General features: G+C 60.6%; 14 protein-coding genes, 1 tRNA gene and 4 pseudogenes. 10 read left to right on the top strand and 9 right to left on the bottom strand.

The genetic code is table 11. The features are described from left to right. Positions 1-214: 214 nt before the first annotated feature. Positions 215-1,621 carry an amino acid adenylation domain-containing protein gene (locus B0B13_RS10385; protein WP_076796220.1) on the top strand — a complete coding sequence of 469 codons (1,407 nt, stop codon included), beginning with the start codon at positions 215-217 and terminating at the stop codon, positions 1,619-1,621. An 18-nt stretch (positions 1,622-1,639) separates the two neighbouring features. Here the strand turns inward: B0B13_RS10385 and B0B13_RS10380 are convergent, their stop codons facing one another. Together B0B13_RS10380 and B0B13_RS10375 are read right to left on the bottom strand one after the other, a co-directional pair. Continuing rightward, a complete protein-coding gene (locus tag B0B13_RS10380; RefSeq protein WP_076796217.1) occupies positions 1,640-2,305 on the bottom strand; it encodes a phosphoribosyltransferase in 666 nt (221 codons plus the stop codon). 105 nt (positions 2,306-2,410) lie between these two features. Then, positions 2,411-3,280 carry a manganese catalase family protein gene (locus B0B13_RS10375; RefSeq protein ID WP_076796214.1) on the bottom strand — a complete coding sequence of 290 codons (870 nt, stop codon included), beginning with the start codon at positions 3,278-3,280 and terminating at the stop codon, positions 2,411-2,413. Positions 3,281-3,599: 319 nt separating this feature from the next. Here B0B13_RS10375 and B0B13_RS10365 point away from each other — a divergent pair, with 319 nt between their 5' ends. The 3 genes from B0B13_RS10365 to B0B13_RS10355 all read left to right on the top strand — a co-directional run bounded on the left by B0B13_RS10365 (position 3,600) and on the right by B0B13_RS10355 (position 5,882). Then, on the top strand, positions 3,600-3,854 hold the full coding sequence (locus B0B13_RS10365) for a DUF6566 family protein (protein WP_076797268.1): 255 nt from the start codon (positions 3,600-3,602) through the stop codon (positions 3,852-3,854). Between the two features lie 414 nt (positions 3,855-4,268). Beyond that, positions 4,269-4,544, top strand: coding sequence for a DUF6723 family protein (locus tag B0B13_RS10360; protein ID WP_076786132.1), 276 nt, complete (start codon positions 4,269-4,271; stop codon positions 4,542-4,544). 72 nt (positions 4,545-4,616) lie between these two features. Then, positions 4,617-5,882 (top strand): Nramp family divalent metal transporter, encoded by a 1,266-nt coding sequence (locus B0B13_RS10355; protein WP_083703787.1) that lies wholly within the window; start codon positions 4,617-4,619, stop codon positions 5,880-5,882. A 15-nt stretch (positions 5,883-5,897) separates the two neighbouring features. Here B0B13_RS10355 and B0B13_RS18740 read toward each other — a convergent pair whose 3' ends face one another. From B0B13_RS18740 to B0B13_RS10325, 6 genes and pseudogenes are all read right to left on the bottom strand, one after another. Beyond that, positions 5,898-6,158, bottom strand: coding sequence for a hypothetical protein (locus B0B13_RS18740; protein WP_076796208.1), 261 nt, complete (start codon positions 6,156-6,158; stop codon positions 5,898-5,900). Positions 6,159-6,329: 171 nt separating this feature from the next. Then, entirely contained in the window at positions 6,330-7,421 is a 1,092-nt protein-coding gene (ydiK, locus tag B0B13_RS10345; RefSeq protein WP_076796206.1) for an AI-2E family transporter YdiK, read from the bottom strand. 135 nt (positions 7,422-7,556) lie between these two features. Beyond that, positions 7,557-7,715: pseudogene (locus tag B0B13_RS19790) on the bottom strand (LysR family transcriptional regulator); the annotation flags it as partial. A gap of 67 nt (positions 7,716-7,782) precedes the next feature. Further along, positions 7,783-9,156, bottom strand: coding sequence for a hypothetical protein (locus B0B13_RS10335; protein ID WP_076796203.1), 1,374 nt, complete (start codon positions 9,154-9,156; stop codon positions 7,783-7,785). Positions 9,157-9,793: 637 nt separating this feature from the next. Then, a tRNA-Met gene (locus B0B13_RS10330) sits at positions 9,794-9,870 on the bottom strand. Positions 9,871-9,953: 83 nt separating this feature from the next. Next, positions 9,954-10,168, bottom strand: a pseudogene (locus B0B13_RS10325) (response regulator); the annotation flags it as partial. A gap of 315 nt (positions 10,169-10,483) precedes the next feature. Here B0B13_RS10325 and recA point away from each other — a divergent pair. From recA to B0B13_RS10295, 6 genes and pseudogenes are all read left to right on the top strand, one after another. Next, complete coding sequence (gene recA, locus B0B13_RS10320) at positions 10,484-11,548, top strand: recombinase RecA (protein ID WP_076786136.1); 1,065 nt, start codon at positions 10,484-10,486, stop codon at positions 11,546-11,548. Positions 11,549-11,563: 15 nt separating this feature from the next. After that, positions 11,564-12,031 (top strand): annotated as a pseudogene (gene recX, locus B0B13_RS10315) (recombination regulator RecX); the annotation flags it as partial. A gap of 158 nt (positions 12,032-12,189) precedes the next feature. Then, on the top strand, positions 12,190-12,831 hold the full coding sequence (locus B0B13_RS10310; protein WP_076796197.1) for a DUF2889 domain-containing protein: 642 nt from the start codon (positions 12,190-12,192) through the stop codon (positions 12,829-12,831). A gap of 11 nt (positions 12,832-12,842) precedes the next feature. Beyond that, positions 12,843-14,009 (top strand): ADP-forming succinate--CoA ligase subunit beta, encoded by a 1,167-nt coding sequence (gene sucC / locus B0B13_RS10305; protein ID WP_076786139.1) that lies wholly within the window; start codon positions 12,843-12,845, stop codon positions 14,007-14,009. Positions 14,010-14,095: 86 nt separating this feature from the next. Next, positions 14,096-14,977 (top strand): succinate--CoA ligase subunit alpha, encoded by an 882-nt coding sequence (gene sucD / locus B0B13_RS10300; RefSeq protein ID WP_041754466.1) that lies wholly within the window; start codon positions 14,096-14,098, stop codon positions 14,975-14,977. 66 nt (positions 14,978-15,043) lie between these two features. Then, positions 15,044-15,694: pseudogene (locus B0B13_RS10295) on the top strand (YjbE family putative metal transport protein); the annotation flags it as partial. A 251-nt stretch (positions 15,695-15,945) separates the two neighbouring features. Here the strand turns inward: B0B13_RS10295 and B0B13_RS10290 are convergent. After that, positions 15,946-16,524 carry a pilin gene (locus B0B13_RS10290; protein ID WP_076796192.1) on the bottom strand — a complete coding sequence of 193 codons (579 nt, stop codon included), beginning with the start codon at positions 16,522-16,524 and terminating at the stop codon, positions 15,946-15,948. Positions 16,525-16,627 lie beyond the last annotated feature (103 nt).

The raw sequence follows: 16,627 nt of genomic DNA, 5'->3' as shown, positions 1-16,627 counted from the left end.
GATTCGGCCATCTGGCCGGTAATGCGATAATTGGCTAAGTCTCTTCGTAAGCCTCGCAGGTCTTTTCGCCATCGGACCAAAAACCTATTTGTGGCCGCTTGCCGCTGTCCCCAACGAGTTGATTTAAGTTATTTTATGCGTCAACGACTCAATAGATTCGCGCCGTGTAGCCGCCGATGGCCGCATTTCCTTCCGAAAATTTCTCGGTGATTTCATGGATTTCGATTCGATTCACGCGTACAGTGCGGTTGCAGACCATTACATGTTACAACAGCAGATTGCCGTTGTAGGCGCTGCGCCACCCAGTCTAATAGGGAGCAGTGCGCTTGCCGTGCTGCCGGCCCGCCAATGCGCGGCACAACAGTCGGTCAGTCCCGCACCGAGGCGCGCGACGACGTTTGAAGACCTGCCGCCTGAGATTATGCGGCGGATCGCCGCGCACACGTCGTTCGACGACATGGGCAGCTTGTCGTCGGCGACGCGGCGCACTTATCACGCGTTGCAGGACATGCGACGCAGCTGGCTTTGTTATCAGCGAGCCGACAATGTTTATCGGCTTGATTCGCGCCGCACGCAGGCGTTGCTGGACGAAATCGAACGGATCGACGGCGAAGCGATATTGCGGGCTGCGCCGCTCGAGGTGCTGTGGCCTCGAATACCGGAATTGCCACAGCAACACCGGGCGCAAACCTATAAGCGGATTTTCGACATGGCGGGCCGGTTGCCGACACATGCGAGCTTGCTGATACGCAAAGGGATGATTGGCACTATACCGGGATTGCCGGTCCAGGAGCAGGTGCCAATGTACGACTTCGTCCATGCGGCTATCGAAAAGAGTGATGCTGCCGGGCAAGGTCAGTTGTGGGCCTCGCTTGCATGGTTGCTTAGATGCTTGCCACTGGATCCGCCGCGCTTCGAGCGCGAATACTCGGCTTTTATCAGCAGGCTTGCCTCGCTGGATGCGCCTGCACAGGCGGAGTTGATCGTGCAGTTGGTGATGCTGCTGCCTGGCTTCTACGAGGATAGTCCGGATGAATCGGCCACGCTGGCCAGTTATCATCGGCTTATGCAAGATTGGGTGCAGCGATTGCCCCCGGCTTATCGGGGGGCGCCAATTGGCGCACTGGCCCATATGATATGGTTGCTGCCGGCGGAGCAAATGCCGGCGCATTATGCGCAGCTACGCAGCCTCACGGAGGCGTTGCCAGACGATCAGATCGGCTTGGTGCTTCGGCGCTTGCCGACTGCGTTGGTGTTGCTGCCACAACAGCACCATGCAGCCGAATTCACGCTGCTGGAGCCTCTTATCAGTCGCGTGCGGCCCGAGCATCGTGAGGCAGTCACATTGGGATTGCTCGAAAGCACCGTTGGACTGGACGACGCGACGCTATCCAGGTGGGCGTGGCGCAAGGCGTTTCAGCTGCTCGACAGCTGCGACGACACCTGTCTGTCTACCGTGGTCGACGAATTGGCCCATCAGCAATTGGTACCCTTGCTTCCCATGCAGCAGTGGGAGGATGCAAAGCACGAGATTCTAGCGTTCATCGAGCGTTACCCGCTCAGCGACGCGGCTCGCGCGAAGTTGCTCGACTTCGTCAATACGACGGTGCCGGAGGATTAACTTGCGTACGATTAGCCGTCAGCGGTGCTGCCATCCGCGTGCCTGCGCCATCAACCCGATGACTTCGTCGTCAGTGGTTTGCGTGAAATCGACGTAATATAGACTCACGCTACTGAACGAATCGAGCGGTGCGAGGCACACAGCGTCGTCCGCCAGCGTCGCAATCGAATTCCAGACGTCGCGTGGAGCGACCGGCGCTGCGGCGACTAGGCGTGCGGCGCCCAAATTGCGCAACGCGAGTAGGGCCACCTTCATCGTGCTTCCGGTGGCCACGCCGTCATCCACAATAATGATCGTGCGCTGCGCGGCTGGCATCGGTGTGGCGCCGTGTCGGTACCGCTCGCGGCGTCGCGCCAATTCCCGCTGCTGACGATGCTGCTCGGCGATCAGATAGTCATCCCCGGGGCGCAGCGCCACAACGATGTCCTCGTTCCAGAGCACTTGTGGCGGATCACCATCGACGATTGAACCTAGCGCGAGTTCCGGCTGCTGCGGCGCGCCGAGCTTGCGTACCAGCAGCACGTCAAGGCTGCCGCCCAGCGCTCGGGCGACCTCAAATGCCACCGGTACGCCGCCGCGCGGCAAGCCGACGACCAGCGGCGTCGCATCCCGATAGCGGGTCAGCGCGCCGGCCAGTGCACTGCCCGCCGCGCGGCGGTTTGGGAAAGGCAAAAGCGTGGACATCGTGTAGGTAATCCGGGATTTGTGTTGTCGCGACCGAAGATGCACCGCGACGGGTAGCTCATCATCGCGTGGACCGCCGGGGACGCTACACGTCGCGCGCCGCGGTCATCGCTTGTTCATTTCTAACTCCGCGCCAGTGGGTGGGTCCGTGGCCGGGTCCGACCTGAGTCGCTGCTTCATCGCGCTCAGCGCGGCATCCTCATCCGGTTGCAGTGTCACGCTCGCCTGGCCGTCACCGCCATCGACCGGCACCGGCGGATTCTCGACGAGGTTTAAGTCGCCACCCTCATTCCAGGGTCCGCGTACCGGTGCCGCGCCGGTCGACATCTTGAAATAACTGTTCGCATATTCCGGCGCGGGCGGCAGCTTGCCCGGCGGGAAATTCGACGTAATGGAATAAAGCGCTTTTTCAAATGATTTCTGATGAGAGACTTCGCGGGTCATCAAAAAGCCGAGCGCGTCTCGCACGCCAGAATCGTCGGTGACATTGATCAGCCGCTCATAGACGATCTTGGCCCTGGCCTCGGCGGCGATATTCGAGCGCAAGTCAGCGGTTGGCTCCCCGATTGTATCGATGTACGCGGCGCTCCACGGCACGCCGGCCGAATTCGTCAGCGGCGTGCCGGCGCCGTACAGCACTTGTGTCACGTGGCTGTCATTGCCGGCGCCATTCAGTTTGCGATAAAGCTCGGCCTGCTCATCGACCGCCTCGGCCAACTCGCCCTTCGCTCCACGATTGAGCATCGCGACGATAGACCCGATGATCTCCAGATGACTGAGTTCTTCTGTCGCGATGTCGAATAGCATGTCCTTGCGGCCGGGATCTTCCTCGCTGATGGCCTGCGTGAAGTAACGCATGGCTGCGGCCAATTCGCCTTGTGGGCCGCCGAACTGCTCCAGCAACAGATTAGCCAGGCCAGGGTCCGTGCCATTGACCCGTACGGTGTACTGCAATCGTTTGTTGTGGACGAACATGAAGCCTCCTGTGACGTGAAAGGTGTCGCGGTGCTCGCCAAGGCCGCACGCGTAGCGTCAGCCGCCGATTTGTTTGCGCAACGTGCGTTCCCGCCAATGCAATGCGCAACCGCATCGTGGCACGGGTATTGCGATAGCGACGTCACCCGCGTGCCCCGTAGAAGGCTATCTGGTGCACGCCGTGCGGTCGCAAGAAATCCATGCGCAGCCGGAACGGCTTGATCCGTTCGTTGAAAAGCGGCCGTATCCGGCGCAAGCGTGTGACAGGTAACGTAATGACGGCACTCTCGAGGGCAATGTGGATCAACGGAGGACGATGATGAACAGCTTGTCCGGCGTCAGTGATCATGGCGTCACGGTATTCGATTATTTGGACCACCATGCCAAGGTGACGGCGCAGCGCAACGCGCGGGGCGCGTGGGTACCGCAGATTCAAATCACGCGCGATCGCGAACCAGTGCAGTTCGATATGCCACAAGAGGTGGCGCCGGAATGGCTGACAGCTGATGAAGTCGTGCGCGCCGGAGTGGAGCGGGCGCGTTTGTTCATCGAGAGGCGACGAGGCGCTAGTTGACGGTGAACGACGCGGTACCGAGCGCCAGTCGGTTGACGGTGAACGATGCGGCACCGAGCGCTGGATTCCTGCTGCCTGTCGTACGCGGATGTCGGTGCGGGGTGTGTTGCTGGCGCGTCTGCGTACTAGTGGTATTGCTCGTACTCGTGGGTATCACATACCAAACGTACCACGTATCAAACACATCGTGTATCAAACGCATCGCGGGCTAAACCTATCGTGTGTGCGGCGCGGCTGGCTTGCGTTCGCTCAAGCCCGCAAATTGCGTGGCTTGCAGCCGGGAATGAACCATGCTAACGGCTAACGGCGTCGCCCGATAGAAGTAGCTGGCACCGTGTTTCAAACAAGGCGCGACGGCGGGCGCGGGGCGCCGCACGGCGTTGGTGTGTGGTGCCGACTCGACAGGAGAGGACCGTGCAGTACAACCCACCCCAAGCTGGAAGGCAGAATCCCGGCGCCGAGCAATCCTGGAGTGAAGGATTTAAGGTGCTCGTCACCGCTAAGCCCGGCATGGACGGCCGTTTTATTGGTGTGCTGAAGGTCGTGCGACAGGCCGATCGCCGCGTGATCTTCCCATTTCCGGGTGCTCCCGAGATCGGTCCATTCGACACGATTGAGCAGGCGCGTGCGGCGGCGCTCGAATATGGCCGCAAGGTTGTGGCTGACGACCGCCGCAATCCAGAGCGGTGACGACGCGGCGTTGCCGGAGGGCGCGCACGCGCCGGCGCCGAGGCGTTCAATACGATGGGGATGTGCAAATTCATGGCGATTTCTAGCGAGCAAACCGCGCAACAAGTCAGACAGGTTCTAGACGGCCGCCGACGCGGCGTACGGATCCTGTTGCCATTGGCTGGACCGGCCGTGGTGGTGTCGGTCGCCTATATGGACCCGGGCAACTTCGCCACCAATATCCAGGCCGGCGCTGGATATGGCTATCAGTTGCTGTGGGTGGTGCTGTTCGCCAGCCTCGTTGCGATGCTCTTCCAGGGCTTGTCGGCACGGCTCGGGATCGTGACCGGGTGTAACCTGGCCCAGTTATGCCGGGCGCGTTTGCCCAAGCCGGTGACCTTGTCGATGTGGATGGCCAGCGAACTCGCGGCGATGGCCACGGATCTGGCCGAGTTCATCGGCGGGGCCATCGGCGTGGCGTTACTGTTTCACATTCCGCTGCTCACCGCCATGGTGATCGTCGGCGTGCTGACGTACCTAATGCTAATGTTCCAGCGGCACGGTTTTCGGCCGCTGGAACTGGCGATCGGCGCCCTGGTCGGTATTATCGCATTAGCCTACGTTGCGCAGCTGTTCATCGTGCCGATTGATTGGCGGGCAGTGGGGCACGGCGCGCTCCACCCGTCAATACCCGACCATCCGGCATTGACCATCGCGGTCGGCATCGTCGGTGCGACGGTGATGCCGCATGCGCTTTTCTTGCATTCAGGATTGACCGGCGAGCGCGTCGTCGCGCGAAGCGACGCGGACCGTCGCGCGCTGCTGCGCTACAGTCGGATCGAGGTGCTCGTTGCGTTGAGTGTGGCGGGACTGGTCAACATGGCCATGGTGGTGATGGCCGCCGGCGCATTCCATCCTGGTCATGCACATGTTGCTGAGATCGACCAGGCGTACCGGACATTGACGCCGTTATTTGGTGCTGCAGCCTCGGCATTGTTCATCGTGTCGCTGATCGCTTCGGGCTTGTCAAGCTCGGTGGTCGGCACGATGGCGGGACAAATGATCATGCAGGGCTTCGTCGGTTTCCGCATTCCCGTCATCGTGCGCCGCTTAGTGACGATGTTGCCTGCATTCCTGGTAGTCGCTGCCGGTGTTGATGCGACCCGCGCCTTGATCATCAGCCAGGTGGTATTGAGTCTCACGGTGCCGGTGCCGATGATTGCGCTGGTTTGGTTGTGTCGCCATCGCGATGTGATGGGTGGCTATCGGCTCAGTCCGTGGCTTGCCGTATTATCGATGGTGGCCGCAGTGCTGGTGATTGGCCTAAACGTTGCGTTGATCGTCGATACACTGCGCTAACAGCCCGATTGCGTCTCAACAATGCGACGTGAAAACTTGTCGTCGCACGTGCGGCGGCTTAGGTGGCCGTACGGGTAAGGAGTAGGGTTCAGTCTTGGTCGGATCACCGTACAGGTTCTGACTGAACGGCTGGTAAGCCAGATTGTAGGCGCGGCGGCTGCCGTCGCTGAAGCGGGTCGTCAGTATCAAGCCCATGCTCGTGCTTGCCATGGCTGCCGAGTTAGCCAACGCAGGTGCGGGCATCGAGTTGAACGACGCGCCTTGGAGCGACGCCATGCTGACCGGCGGCGACAACGCTCCCGTCACGCGTTGTCGCTACCGCAGGCAGCCATCAGCGTGGAGCCCGCGAATGTGATGCCCAGCGCAAGCATCGGCGCGCCGACGAGCACATTGCTCGTCGTGCGGTGCTGGGTTGAACGCCGGCGTGGGGCGTTTGCGTCGTTACGGCTACGCCCGTTCTTGGCGAGAGGGGCGGGATACGGCTTTGGCCTGCTCATCGATCCATGCGTGCATCAGCTTGTAGGTGACAGCCAAAATGACCGGCCCGATGAACAGTCCGACGATGCCGAATGCAATCAGTCCACCAAGTACGCCGGCCAACACCAATAGCATCGGCAGGTCCACGCCACGCTGGATCAGCGGCGGACGTATGACATTGTCGAGACTGGAAACGACGAACGCCCAGATGAGCATGGCGACCCCGGCGATAGTCGCGTCCTGGTAGAACAACCAGATTGCCGCGCCAATTAACGGCAGCAGCGGACCGATCTGCGCCAGGCAGAAGATGAGGGTGATCGCGCATACCATGCCCGCGCCGGGTATCCCAGCGGCGAGTAGCCCCAGCCCGGCCAGCGCCGATTGCACAGCCGCGGTGACGACGATGCCCAGCGCGACGGCGCGGATGGCCTGGCCGGCCAGGCGCACCGCGGCCGTACCGCGTTCATCGGCAAGGCGATAAGCAAAGCGCCGCACAGCCCCGGCTGCCGCTTCGCCATGCATGTACAACACCCCGCATAGGATGAGCGTCAACAGCAGATGCACGAGTACGCCACCGACCGCGGTCGCGCGCGACACCATCCATTTCGCGCCGGTATCCGCGTAAGGGGCAACGAATTCCAGCAGGCCGTCGACGCCGGCGTGGGTGAGCCGCTGCCATGCCGAGGTGATGCGCTCGCCGACCAGCGGCACCTCGTGCAACCAAGCCGGTGGCGGAGCGGGCCGGTAGTCTGGCAGGGCGCGGGCGTGTTGCAGGATCGTATCGGCGTGGGCCGCGATGGCTACCACCGCGCCATACAGCGGCAACGCGATGACGATCAACAAGGCGGCCAGCATCAACGCAGTCGCTCGGCCGCGTCGTCCGCCGAGCCGCTCCTGTGCGCCGCGCATCATCGGCCACGTTGCCACGACGATCATCGTGGCCCAAATCAGCGCGGGCAGGAACGGGCTCATGATATACAGGCTGCCCCCGATCAACAGCGACAAAATAAAAATGATTAGCAAAGCCCGCGCGATATCTGTTTGCGCTTGTGAATGGTTCATACCGTCGATACCTCCAGCGTGATTGATGTGCCGCGCGCAGCGCGACGTGCATGGGGAGAGCAAGGATCGGTCCCGATTCACGTGCGCATGTTCCACACGATGGCGAAAAAACATGAGCTTATGGCCGGTGCGACATCACCGTTGCGACAGCCGCCGTTTCAACAGCGGTTCGAGCCGTTCGGCAAAGACTCGAAACCGTCTGGATACCGGTTCGCGGTGGGGGGCGAACAATGTCATCGGCATTGGGGCCGCTCGGTGCTTTGGCAGGACCTCAATCAGATCGCCGCGGCGCAGAATGCTTGCACCGAACAGATGCACAATCAGCCCTGATTGCCACAACCAACTCTGCGCACCGCTTCCATTAAGATGGCTCATGCCTGAGCCATGGAAAGTTCCAATTTCGAACACTGTCTAGGATGCGTGCACGGGCCGCCTCAGAGAAACGATTGGCTTCCATAAACTCGATGACCTGAGCCTTGGCAGATAATAATTTTTGATCGTTAATGGTCCGGAACACAGAATATGTCTGAAGCCCGGTGAGCAGACGCAATAACGCCGCTTCGCCCCTGCCATTGATCAAATCCAACCCTTGCGGCCATACTCGCTGCGACAGCGCCTCATCCAGATAACGAATACTAGACAGCAATCCGAGCGCCGCCCCCTCACGCTGCGCCGCTGGCACACGCGCCAAATGGCGCTCAAACAAGGCCAACTCCTGTGCATGTTGGTCAGGCGGCAACGCCTTGATTCCCGCCGCCGGCAAATGGCGAAATGCGATTCCCCACTGCTCGTCTGGCAGCGATAAAGCTAAGTCGCGCATTTGCGCGTAACGCACGGGCTGCTCCGTTTTTGGCAAGACCCATATGCTGTCCGCCAACGCGCCAACTGCCTTACCCTGATAAGCGGGTGGAAGGCGCAGAGTCTGTTCGTAAAAAAACGCGTACTGCGCGGATTTACTCGGGTGCGCCCTATCCGAATGCAAATGCCCCAGTAGCCCGACCAAGACCGAAATCAGCTCCGCTTGCTGGGACACGTTCAAAGACGGCAGCCGCGCCAAGATCGCCTGATAACGCTCAATGAACTCCGGTGAGCCGATGTTGAAATTGATCAACCCAATCGCCAGTGCCGGCCAGACATTGTCCTGCTCAGGCCCGCGCTGTGCCACTAAGGCGTGAGCGAAGTCAAATACTTCAAGACGCTGATACCATGGCAAATAACGAAATCTCAGCATCAGCGCCTTTTGTATTGGTAACCCATGCTTCGGAATGCGCTGCGCGGCTGCGAACAATCGCTTGAACGCTTCGCCTTGCTCGGCCTTCGGCAATGCTTGCAGACGCTGGCGCAACGCGTCAATCGGCTCGACGTGCTGCGCCGGATCGGCGAGCGTGCCATCCATCTCATTGAGCAGTTGATTGATTGACGCGAGACTTACGGCTTGATTGGCTCGTTGCCAGTAGCGGTAGACTAACTGCTTGGTTTGCATCGCATGATACGTGCGACGATTGACTACTGAAAAATTTTTCACGTCTTGAACGGGCACGTAGTCACCGATCCGCTCAATCAGTTCGGGCGGCAGGTCATGATATGTCGTGGGCCGGCTGGCCGACGTGTTAGCTAAAGCGCTGCTTGGTGGCTGCCGTGGCGGTGGCACCGACGCGGCGGGTTGCGGGCACGACTCCAACGCGCGGATGTAGGCACTATAGTCGTTTAAAGCGGCATTCAGATCAAAGTCCATCAGCACACTCAGCGGTCGATAAAAAGAAACGGCGCAATACGAAGCGAAACCGCACAGCAGGTTAGCTAAAAGCGGGAAGACGAGCACAGCTATGAACTTTTAAACGCCATGTTTTTGGCGGATAGTGCTCTGACGATATGCGGGAGCTGTTACATCGTTTTTTGGTAACGCACACTTTTGAAGAAGCTCGTGCGACGCTGGCCCTGGTAAACAGCAAGCAGCCCAAACAACGTGCGGCTCAAATAACTGATGATGCAGATAAGTTGCATCCTACTGTCTGCGGCCGCACCGCGCACACGTAATGCTGGAGCGAGCGAAGCTTGTCTATGGCGATGCCCACGAGCGTGGTTGGGTGCAGCGAAGAAGGTGCGTGCGCAGAAACGGCACGAACTGGCCACTGCCATCGAAGCGTTCCAGTCCCACGACCTGCGCGTTAAAGCGGGGCACCGACAAGGGGAAATCGGCAGGCATGGCGGCGGCCAACGACCAGCTAGGACACGCTGATGAGAAGATGACGCGCCGATATGTGCGGCACCGGAAGGGCAAGCTGGTGACGTCTACCCGGTAGCGAAGATTGCAGAACAGCGCGCTATTTGCGGAACAAAACAGCCCGCATCGTGGCGGGCCGCGTCAAATATGGTGGCGAATCAGGGACTCGAACCCCGGACCTGCGGATTATGATTCCGTCGCTCTAACCGACTGAGCTAATTCGCCGAAAGAATCTCAGATTATGGGCATGAGCAGACGTGTTGTCAACCACTTTCACGTCCCCCTTGGGGGCCGGCCGATGCAAAGCGGTTGGAATTGCGTTGCCGCAGCCTGCTTAATACGTCGAGCTTGCCCATGCGCGGCAGTCCGAGATTAAGGAATAGCAGGTCGAACGATTGCATCGACAGGGCTACGTCGGCCTCGACCCCGTCTTGATGTGATCGACCGCATAGCCCAAATGGCGGAGTGATCGGATCAGGCCATCCGCGAGTATGCTGTCATTTTCGGCAATAAGCATGCGTATGGGCATTTTAGTGCCGGCGGCGCAAACTTGTCCCCGTTCTCGGCGTTTTCTTATCGTACATATTGCAATGACATGCGGTGTCCAGCGCAATACGCATCGACCCTACCCTCCGGGGGACGCGGCGGGACCAGGCATGCTAGTTGCGAAAAGGACGCATGTATTTCGCGCTTGCAAACAACACTGTTTTTTTATACAGTATCCGAAGCCGTGCGTTGGCGCGGGCAGCGGTATTATCCAGAGATGGCCGGAATGGCCGCGATGCGAGGCGTGCCGCCTCGGTAACGGACTGCCGCTCATCATAGCAAAGGACGATTCATGGAAGAAAGCAAGAAAGGCTCAGCTGGACTGACTGCGGAGAAGAACAAGGCACTGGCTGCCGCGCTGTCGCAGATCGAGAAGCAGTTCGGTAAGGGGTCGATCATGCGACTTGGCCATGGCGAGGCAGTCGAAGACATTCAAGTCGTATCGACTGGCTCGCTCGGCCTAGACATTGCGCTAGGCGTCGGTGGGCTGCCGCGTGGCCGTGTCGTCGAGATTTACGGGCCGGAATCGTCCGGCAAGACGACGCTCACACTGCAAGTAATCGCTGAGATGCAGAAAATCGGCGGCACCTGCGCGTTTATCGACGCGGAACACGCGCTCGATGTCCAGTATGCGTCCAAGCTGGGCGTCAACGCGTCGGAACTGCTGATTTCTCAACCCGATACTGGCGAGCAGGCACTGGAAATCGCCGATGCGCTCGTGCGCTCGGGGTCGATCGACATGATCGTCATCGACTCGGTGGCTGCGCTCGTGCCGAAAGCCGAAATCGAAGGTGAAATGGGCGATTCACTGCCCGGCTTGCAGGCGCGGCTGATGTCGCAGGCGCTGCGCAAGCTGACCGGTACGATCAAGCGGACCAACTGCTTGGTCATCTTCATTAACCAGATTCGCATGAAGATCGGTGTGATGTTCGGCAACCCGGAAACCACCACCGGCGGCAATGCGTTGAAGTTTTACGCGTCGGTCCGGCTCGATATCCGTCGGATCGGCTCGATTAAGAAGAACGATGAAGTCATCGGTAACGAAACGCGGGTTAAGGTGGTCAAAAACAAAGTGTCGCCACCGTTTCGCGAGGCGATTTTCGACATCTTGTATGGCGAGGGGATTTCGCGACACGGTGAAATCATCGATCTTGGCGTCCAGGCGAAGATCGTTGAGAAGGCGGGTGCCTGGTATAGCTACAACGGCGAGAAGATTGGCCAGGGCAAGGACAATGCGCGGGAGTTCCTGCGTGAAAATCCGGATCTTGCGCGCGAGATCGAAAATCGCGTTCGTGAATCGCTCGGTGTCGTGGCGATGCCGGCCGGCGCGGTAGCCGCCGAGGGCGGACAAGCGTAACGCGAAGTGCGCACGAAGTGCCCGCGCCCTGTGCCAAGCCTGAAGGGGCGCGCGTTGAGGTATTTGTCGCGCCGAGATTACAGCCGTGCCGAACTGGCTGCTAAGCTCAAGCGCGACGCCCAGGAAGGCGACAATATTGAGCCGATTCTCGATGCACTCGAACGGGACGGTTGGCTGTCCGATAGTCGGTTTGCTGAAAGCGTCGTGCATCGCCGTGCGTCCCGCTTCGGCGCGGCCCGGATCGTTGGTGAGTTGAAGCGGCACGCGTTGCATGGCGACCTGCTGGACGACATCGGCAATCAATTACGGGAAACCGAATGGGAGCGGGCGAAAGCGGTGTGGCAAAAGAAATTTCAGGGCCATGTCGCGCAGTCGCCGGCCGAGCGTGCGAAGCAGGCGCGATTCCTGGCCGCCCGCGGCTTTTCCCGCGTGGTGATTTCGCGGCTCGTCAGCGGGATCGACGACGAAGCCGGCGATGAATGACGGTCTGCGTAGACCGCGTCGTGCTACGTAGCATGCTGTGCTCCGTCTATGCGTTCGTGGCGGTGAAGTGCGTTCCGGGGTGGGCACGCGGGTGTCGTCAGGCCGTCAGACCGGTATGCTAAAATCGCTGAGTTTTCCATCCGGCCGCAACCCTTTCCATGCCGCTCCCTCCCTCTGCTCCTCGTCGGGCGCGTCATCGCCGTGCGATTGACGTGCAAGCGTTCGAGCGCGGAGACGGCCTGTGGGACATCGAAGCATGCCTGACCGACTGCAACGCGCGTGACACGCAACTCGCAACCGGCGTTAGGCTGACCGAGCTACCTATCCACAAACTCCGGCTGCGGGTGACGATTGATCATCGGATAAATGTCGTCGATGCGCAGTCACCGGCGGTGAAATGGGTTTCTGATCTGGGGCATGGCGAAGACGTCAATCCAAGCGATCGCGCATTGATTGAGTTGGACCTGCGTCGTGGGCTCCGGCATGCCGTTACTGAGCGTCTTGGTGAGGCGGCGGGCCGCGCGCATCTGACCAATTTGCGCATGCTATCGACGAGTGTAGTAACCCTCCAGGCTTGCGTCGGCGACGTGTCGCAGACAGGCGTGTCAGACACGGACGCAGCCGGCGATGTGATGCCGTTTCAGCTTGTTCGCTGCCACGCGTCGAAGCTTGACGGCTCGTGGTCACGCAATGCTATCCGCGCTGGTATGGCCACGCGCCGCGTGAGGTCCGCGCCGCGTCGTGCGCGAAGCCGCGCCAAGCGCCGCACACAGCGATATTCATTCCAACTCTCAGACTGAAGGAATCACGCATGAAGATTCACGAGTACCAGGGTAAAGAGATCCTGCGGAAATTCGGGGTCACGGTGCCACGCGGCAAGCCCGCGTTTTCGGTAGACGAAGCCGTCAAGGTGGCCGAGGAGCTCGGCGGCCCGGTCTGGGTGGTGAAGGCCCAGATCCATGCGGGTGGCCGTGGCAAAGGCGGTGGTGTCAAGGTCGCGAAATCCCTGGATCAGGTGCGCGAATATTCGAACCAGATCCTTGGCATGCAGCTCAAGACGCACCAGACCGGCCCCGAAGGGCAAAAGGTCAACCGGCTGCTGATCGAAGAAGGCGCGGACATCAAGAAGGAACTGTATGTTGGCCTCGTCGTCGACCGTATCTCGCAAAAAGTCGTGCTGATGGCCTCCAGCGAAGGCGGCATGGACATCGAGGAAGTGGCTGCGAAGACGCCCGAGTTGATCCACAAGGTTGCGGTCGATCCGGCTAAGGGCTTGCAGGACGCTGAAGCAGACGAGATCGCTAAGAAAATCGGCGTGCCGGATACATCGCTCGCACAGGCTCGTGCAAACCTGCATGGACTGTACAAGGCGTTCTGGGAAACGGACGCATCGCTGGCTGAAATCAACCCGTTGATCCTGACCGGCGACGGCAAGGTAATCGCGTTGGACGCAAAGTTCAACTTCGATTCGAACGCGCTGTTCCGTCACTCGGAGATCGTTGCATACCGTGATCTTGACGAAGAGGATCCGGCTGAAATCGAGGCGTCAAAGTTCGATCTTGCGTACATCTCCCTGGATGGCAACATCGGCTGTCTGGTCAATGGCGCCGGCTTGGCGATGGCGACGATGGATACGATCAAGTTGTTCGGTGGCGAACCGGCGAACTTCCTCGATGTCGGCGGTGGTGCGACGACCGAGAAGGTAACCGAAGCGTTCAAGCTGATGCTGAAGAACCCGAACTTGAAGGCCATCCTTGTGAACATCTTCGGTGGGATCATGCGTTGCGATGTGATCGCCGAGGGCGTGATCGCGGCATCGAAGGCGGTGCACCTACAAGTCCCGCTGGTCGTGCGAATGAAGGGCACTAACGAGGACCTCGGCAAGAAGATGCTCGCCGACTCCGGGTTGCCGATCATTTCCGCGGACAGCATGGAAGAAGCCGCGCAGAAGGTCGTCGCCGCAGCCGAAGGCAAGTAAGCCGCCGCGCTCACTTCGAGGATACGCATGGTGTCGTTGCCACCGCGCCTGCGCGAGCTGCGACGCCGAACGAAAGAGGTCATTACATGTCGATTCTGATCAACAAAGATACGAAGGTCATCACGCAGGGTATTACCGGCAAGACTGGCCAGTTCCACACGCGCGCCTGCCGCGAGTACGCGAATGGCCGCGCTGCCTATGTCGCGGGTGTAAATCCGAAGAAAGCCGGCGAGGATTTCGAGGGCATTCCGATTTTCGGCAGCGTCAAGGAAGCCAAGGCGCAGACCGGTGCGACCGTGTCGGTGATCTATGTGCCGCCGGCCGGCGCCGCTGCGGCAATTTGGGAAGCCGTCGAAGCCGATCTGGACCTGGCGATCTGCATCACCGAAGGCATTCCGGTTCGGGACATGATCGAGGTGCGCGACCGGATGCGCCGCGAGAACCGCAAGACGTTGTTGCTCGGGCCGAACTGCCCGGGTGTGATCACACCCGACGAGCTGAAGATCGGCATCATGCCCGGTCACATCCACAAGAAAGGTCGCATCGGCGTTGTCTCCCGCTCGGGTACGCTGACGTATGAGGCGGTTGCCCAACTGACTGCGCTTGGCCTGGGCCAATCGTCGGCTGTCGGGATCGGCGGTGACCCGATCAACGGTCTGAAGCACATCGACGTAATGAAGATGTTCAACGACGATCCGGATACGGATGCGGTCATCATGATCGGTGAAATCGGCGGCCCGGACGAGGCGAATGCCTCGTACTGGATCAAGGACAACATGAAGAAGCCGGTCGTGGGCTTCATCGCCGGCGTGACGGCGCCCCCGGGCAAGCGGATGGGTCACGCTGGCGCATTGATCTCGGGTGGCGCCGACACCGCCGAAGCGAAGCTCGAGATCATGGAGTCGTGCGGCATCAAGGTAACGAAGAACCCATCCGAGATGGGTCGCTTGTTGAAGTCGGTGCTGTAAGCACCGCCGACACGTATTCATCACTTCCGGCACGGCCGGCCACCGCGATGCGGTGGCCGGCCGTATCTTTTTCCAGCCGGTGAAGCCCAGATCATCGCGCTGGCCTGCCGGAATCTTTCTCCCGCGCAACGGGTGCAAGGCGTGCTGTGGGGCACGGTCGGCGCCATCGCGCTGCGCGTCGTGCTGATTTCGTTCGCCGTATTGTTGCTCGACGTGCCAGTCCTGAAGCTCACTGGCGGCCTGTTGTTGCTGTGGATCGGTATCAAGTTGATGCGGCCGCAACCGGATGCGCATGGCAGCGTCAAGGCCGCGGACAAGCTGTGGGCGGCTGTGCGTACCATCATCGTTGCCGATTTCGTAATGAGCCTGGACAACGTGATCGCGATAGCCGGCGCGGCCGATGCGGCTGCGTCGGAGCATCGGCTGGGGCTGGTGGTCTTTGGCTTGCTGTTGAGTGTGCCGTTGATCGTATGGGGCAGCGCGCTGGTGCTCAAATTGCTGGGTCGTTTCCCGGCGATCGTCGCATTCGGCGCCGCGTTGCTCGGCTGGATTGCCGGTGGCCTGATCATCGGTGATCCCCTTGTGGGGAGGCTGCTTGAGGATAGCACGCAAGCGTATCACTACGTCGCCGGCGTTATCGGTGCGCTGACCGTGATCGGGATCGGTGGGTGGCTGAAACGCCGTAGCCGGTATGGCACGGCGGTGCGCGTTCGCTGACGCGCGGATACGGGACGCGACGGCCAATGCGTTCCGGCATTCCATCACGACGCTGCCGGTGTCGTTCATGCGCGGGGCCCCAATGGCGATCACGCAACAATGGCGCTCGTTTACGGCATTGCGATGCTCGCAAGTCCGGTGCACCGGTACCGGTCCTGCGATGCCGCCATGCCCAGTATGCCGATGGCGACACTGCAATGCCGCCACGCCCAGCATGCCGATGCGCCGCGACACGCGAATCTGGATGAGGCTCACGCACGGCACTCCGGCGGTGCAAAACGGTCCGGCAGCGTCGGCCTCGGGTCCGGCACTGGCCCGGGAATCGGGAGCGACGAAGTGGTCTTGCCGGCGGCGAAGCACTCCCAAGTCAGTGTGCCTGTGCTGCTGCGGTTGCTGCTGACGGATACTTGTGCATGGGGTGCGTCCGGATCGTCGGATGTCGACGGCACCAGCACGAGCGTGTTCTCGCCGGATGGTGCGACCAGCGATGTATAGCTGATCGTGATGGCCCCTGTTTTGTCGTCGATGTCAATCGACTCCACGTTGCGCGTCGCCGGCGGTCGTGCATAGCCGCTGCCGAGCCGTGGCGCGCCCGCTACGGCGTTTTCTGCCACGGCCAGCCGCGCTGGCGCAGCCAGCGATAGGCCCTCGCCGACTCGGCTGCGAGTCAGATAGTCGCGGTACGCCGGTAGCGCAAATGACGCGATGACGCCAACGATTGCCAGTACGATCATCAGTTCCACCAGCGTGAATGCCGCGCACGACGGTGTCGGTGTCCGTGCCGTGGTGCGGGAAGAATCGTCGGGCTTCTGGCGGGTCGATGCAGTCATCGGTGCGCTCCTCACAAGGGGCCGCTTCGGGAATCGAATGCGGTTTGAGGCATTCTGCGCAACAGGACGAGTCAGCTGCAGTCAGCTAAATAGCCAATGCATC

The organism is Burkholderia sp. b14, assembly GCF_900156195.1.
Classification (GTDB): domain Bacteria; phylum Pseudomonadota; class Gammaproteobacteria; order Burkholderiales; family Burkholderiaceae; genus Mycetohabitans.
The sequence above is the reverse complement of the archived record's forward strand: the minus strand, read 5'-3'. Positions and strand labels throughout refer to the sequence as shown.

Bases quoted from the DNA above. Each gene is read 5' to 3' on its own strand.
- sucD (WP_041754466.1), top strand. From the start codon at position 14,096: ATGTCGATTCTGATCAACAAAGATACGAAGGTCATCACGCAGGGTATT.
- B0B13_RS10290 (WP_076796192.1), bottom strand. From the start codon at position 16,524: ATGACTGCATCGACCCGCCAGAAGCCCGACGATTCTTCCCGCACCACG.
- B0B13_RS10310 (WP_076796197.1), top strand. From the start codon at position 12,190: ATGCCGCTCCCTCCCTCTGCTCCTCGTCGGGCGCGTCATCGCCGTGCG.
- recA (WP_076786136.1), top strand. From the start codon at position 10,484: ATGGAAGAAAGCAAGAAAGGCTCAGCTGGACTGACTGCGGAGAAGAAC.
- B0B13_RS10385 (WP_076796220.1), top strand. From the start codon at position 215: ATGGATTTCGATTCGATTCACGCGTACAGTGCGGTTGCAGACCATTAC.
- B0B13_RS10335 (WP_076796203.1), bottom strand. From the start codon at position 9,156: ATGGACTTTGATCTGAATGCCGCTTTAAACGACTATAGTGCCTACATC.
- sucC (WP_076786139.1), top strand. From the start codon at position 12,843: ATGAAGATTCACGAGTACCAGGGTAAAGAGATCCTGCGGAAATTCGGG.
- B0B13_RS10365 (WP_076797268.1), top strand. From the start codon at position 3,600: ATGAACAGCTTGTCCGGCGTCAGTGATCATGGCGTCACGGTATTCGAT.
- ydiK (WP_076796206.1), bottom strand. From the start codon at position 7,421: ATGAACCATTCACAAGCGCAAACAGATATCGCGCGGGCTTTGCTAATC.
- B0B13_RS10375 (WP_076796214.1), bottom strand. From the start codon at position 3,280: ATGTTCGTCCACAACAAACGATTGCAGTACACCGTACGGGTCAATGGC.
- B0B13_RS18740 (WP_076796208.1), bottom strand. From the start codon at position 6,158: ATGGCGTCGCTCCAAGGCGCGTCGTTCAACTCGATGCCCGCACCTGCG.
- B0B13_RS10380 (WP_076796217.1), bottom strand. From the start codon at position 2,305: ATGTCCACGCTTTTGCCTTTCCCAAACCGCCGCGCGGCGGGCAGTGCA.
- B0B13_RS10355 (WP_083703787.1), top strand. From the start codon at position 4,617: ATGGCGATTTCTAGCGAGCAAACCGCGCAACAAGTCAGACAGGTTCTA.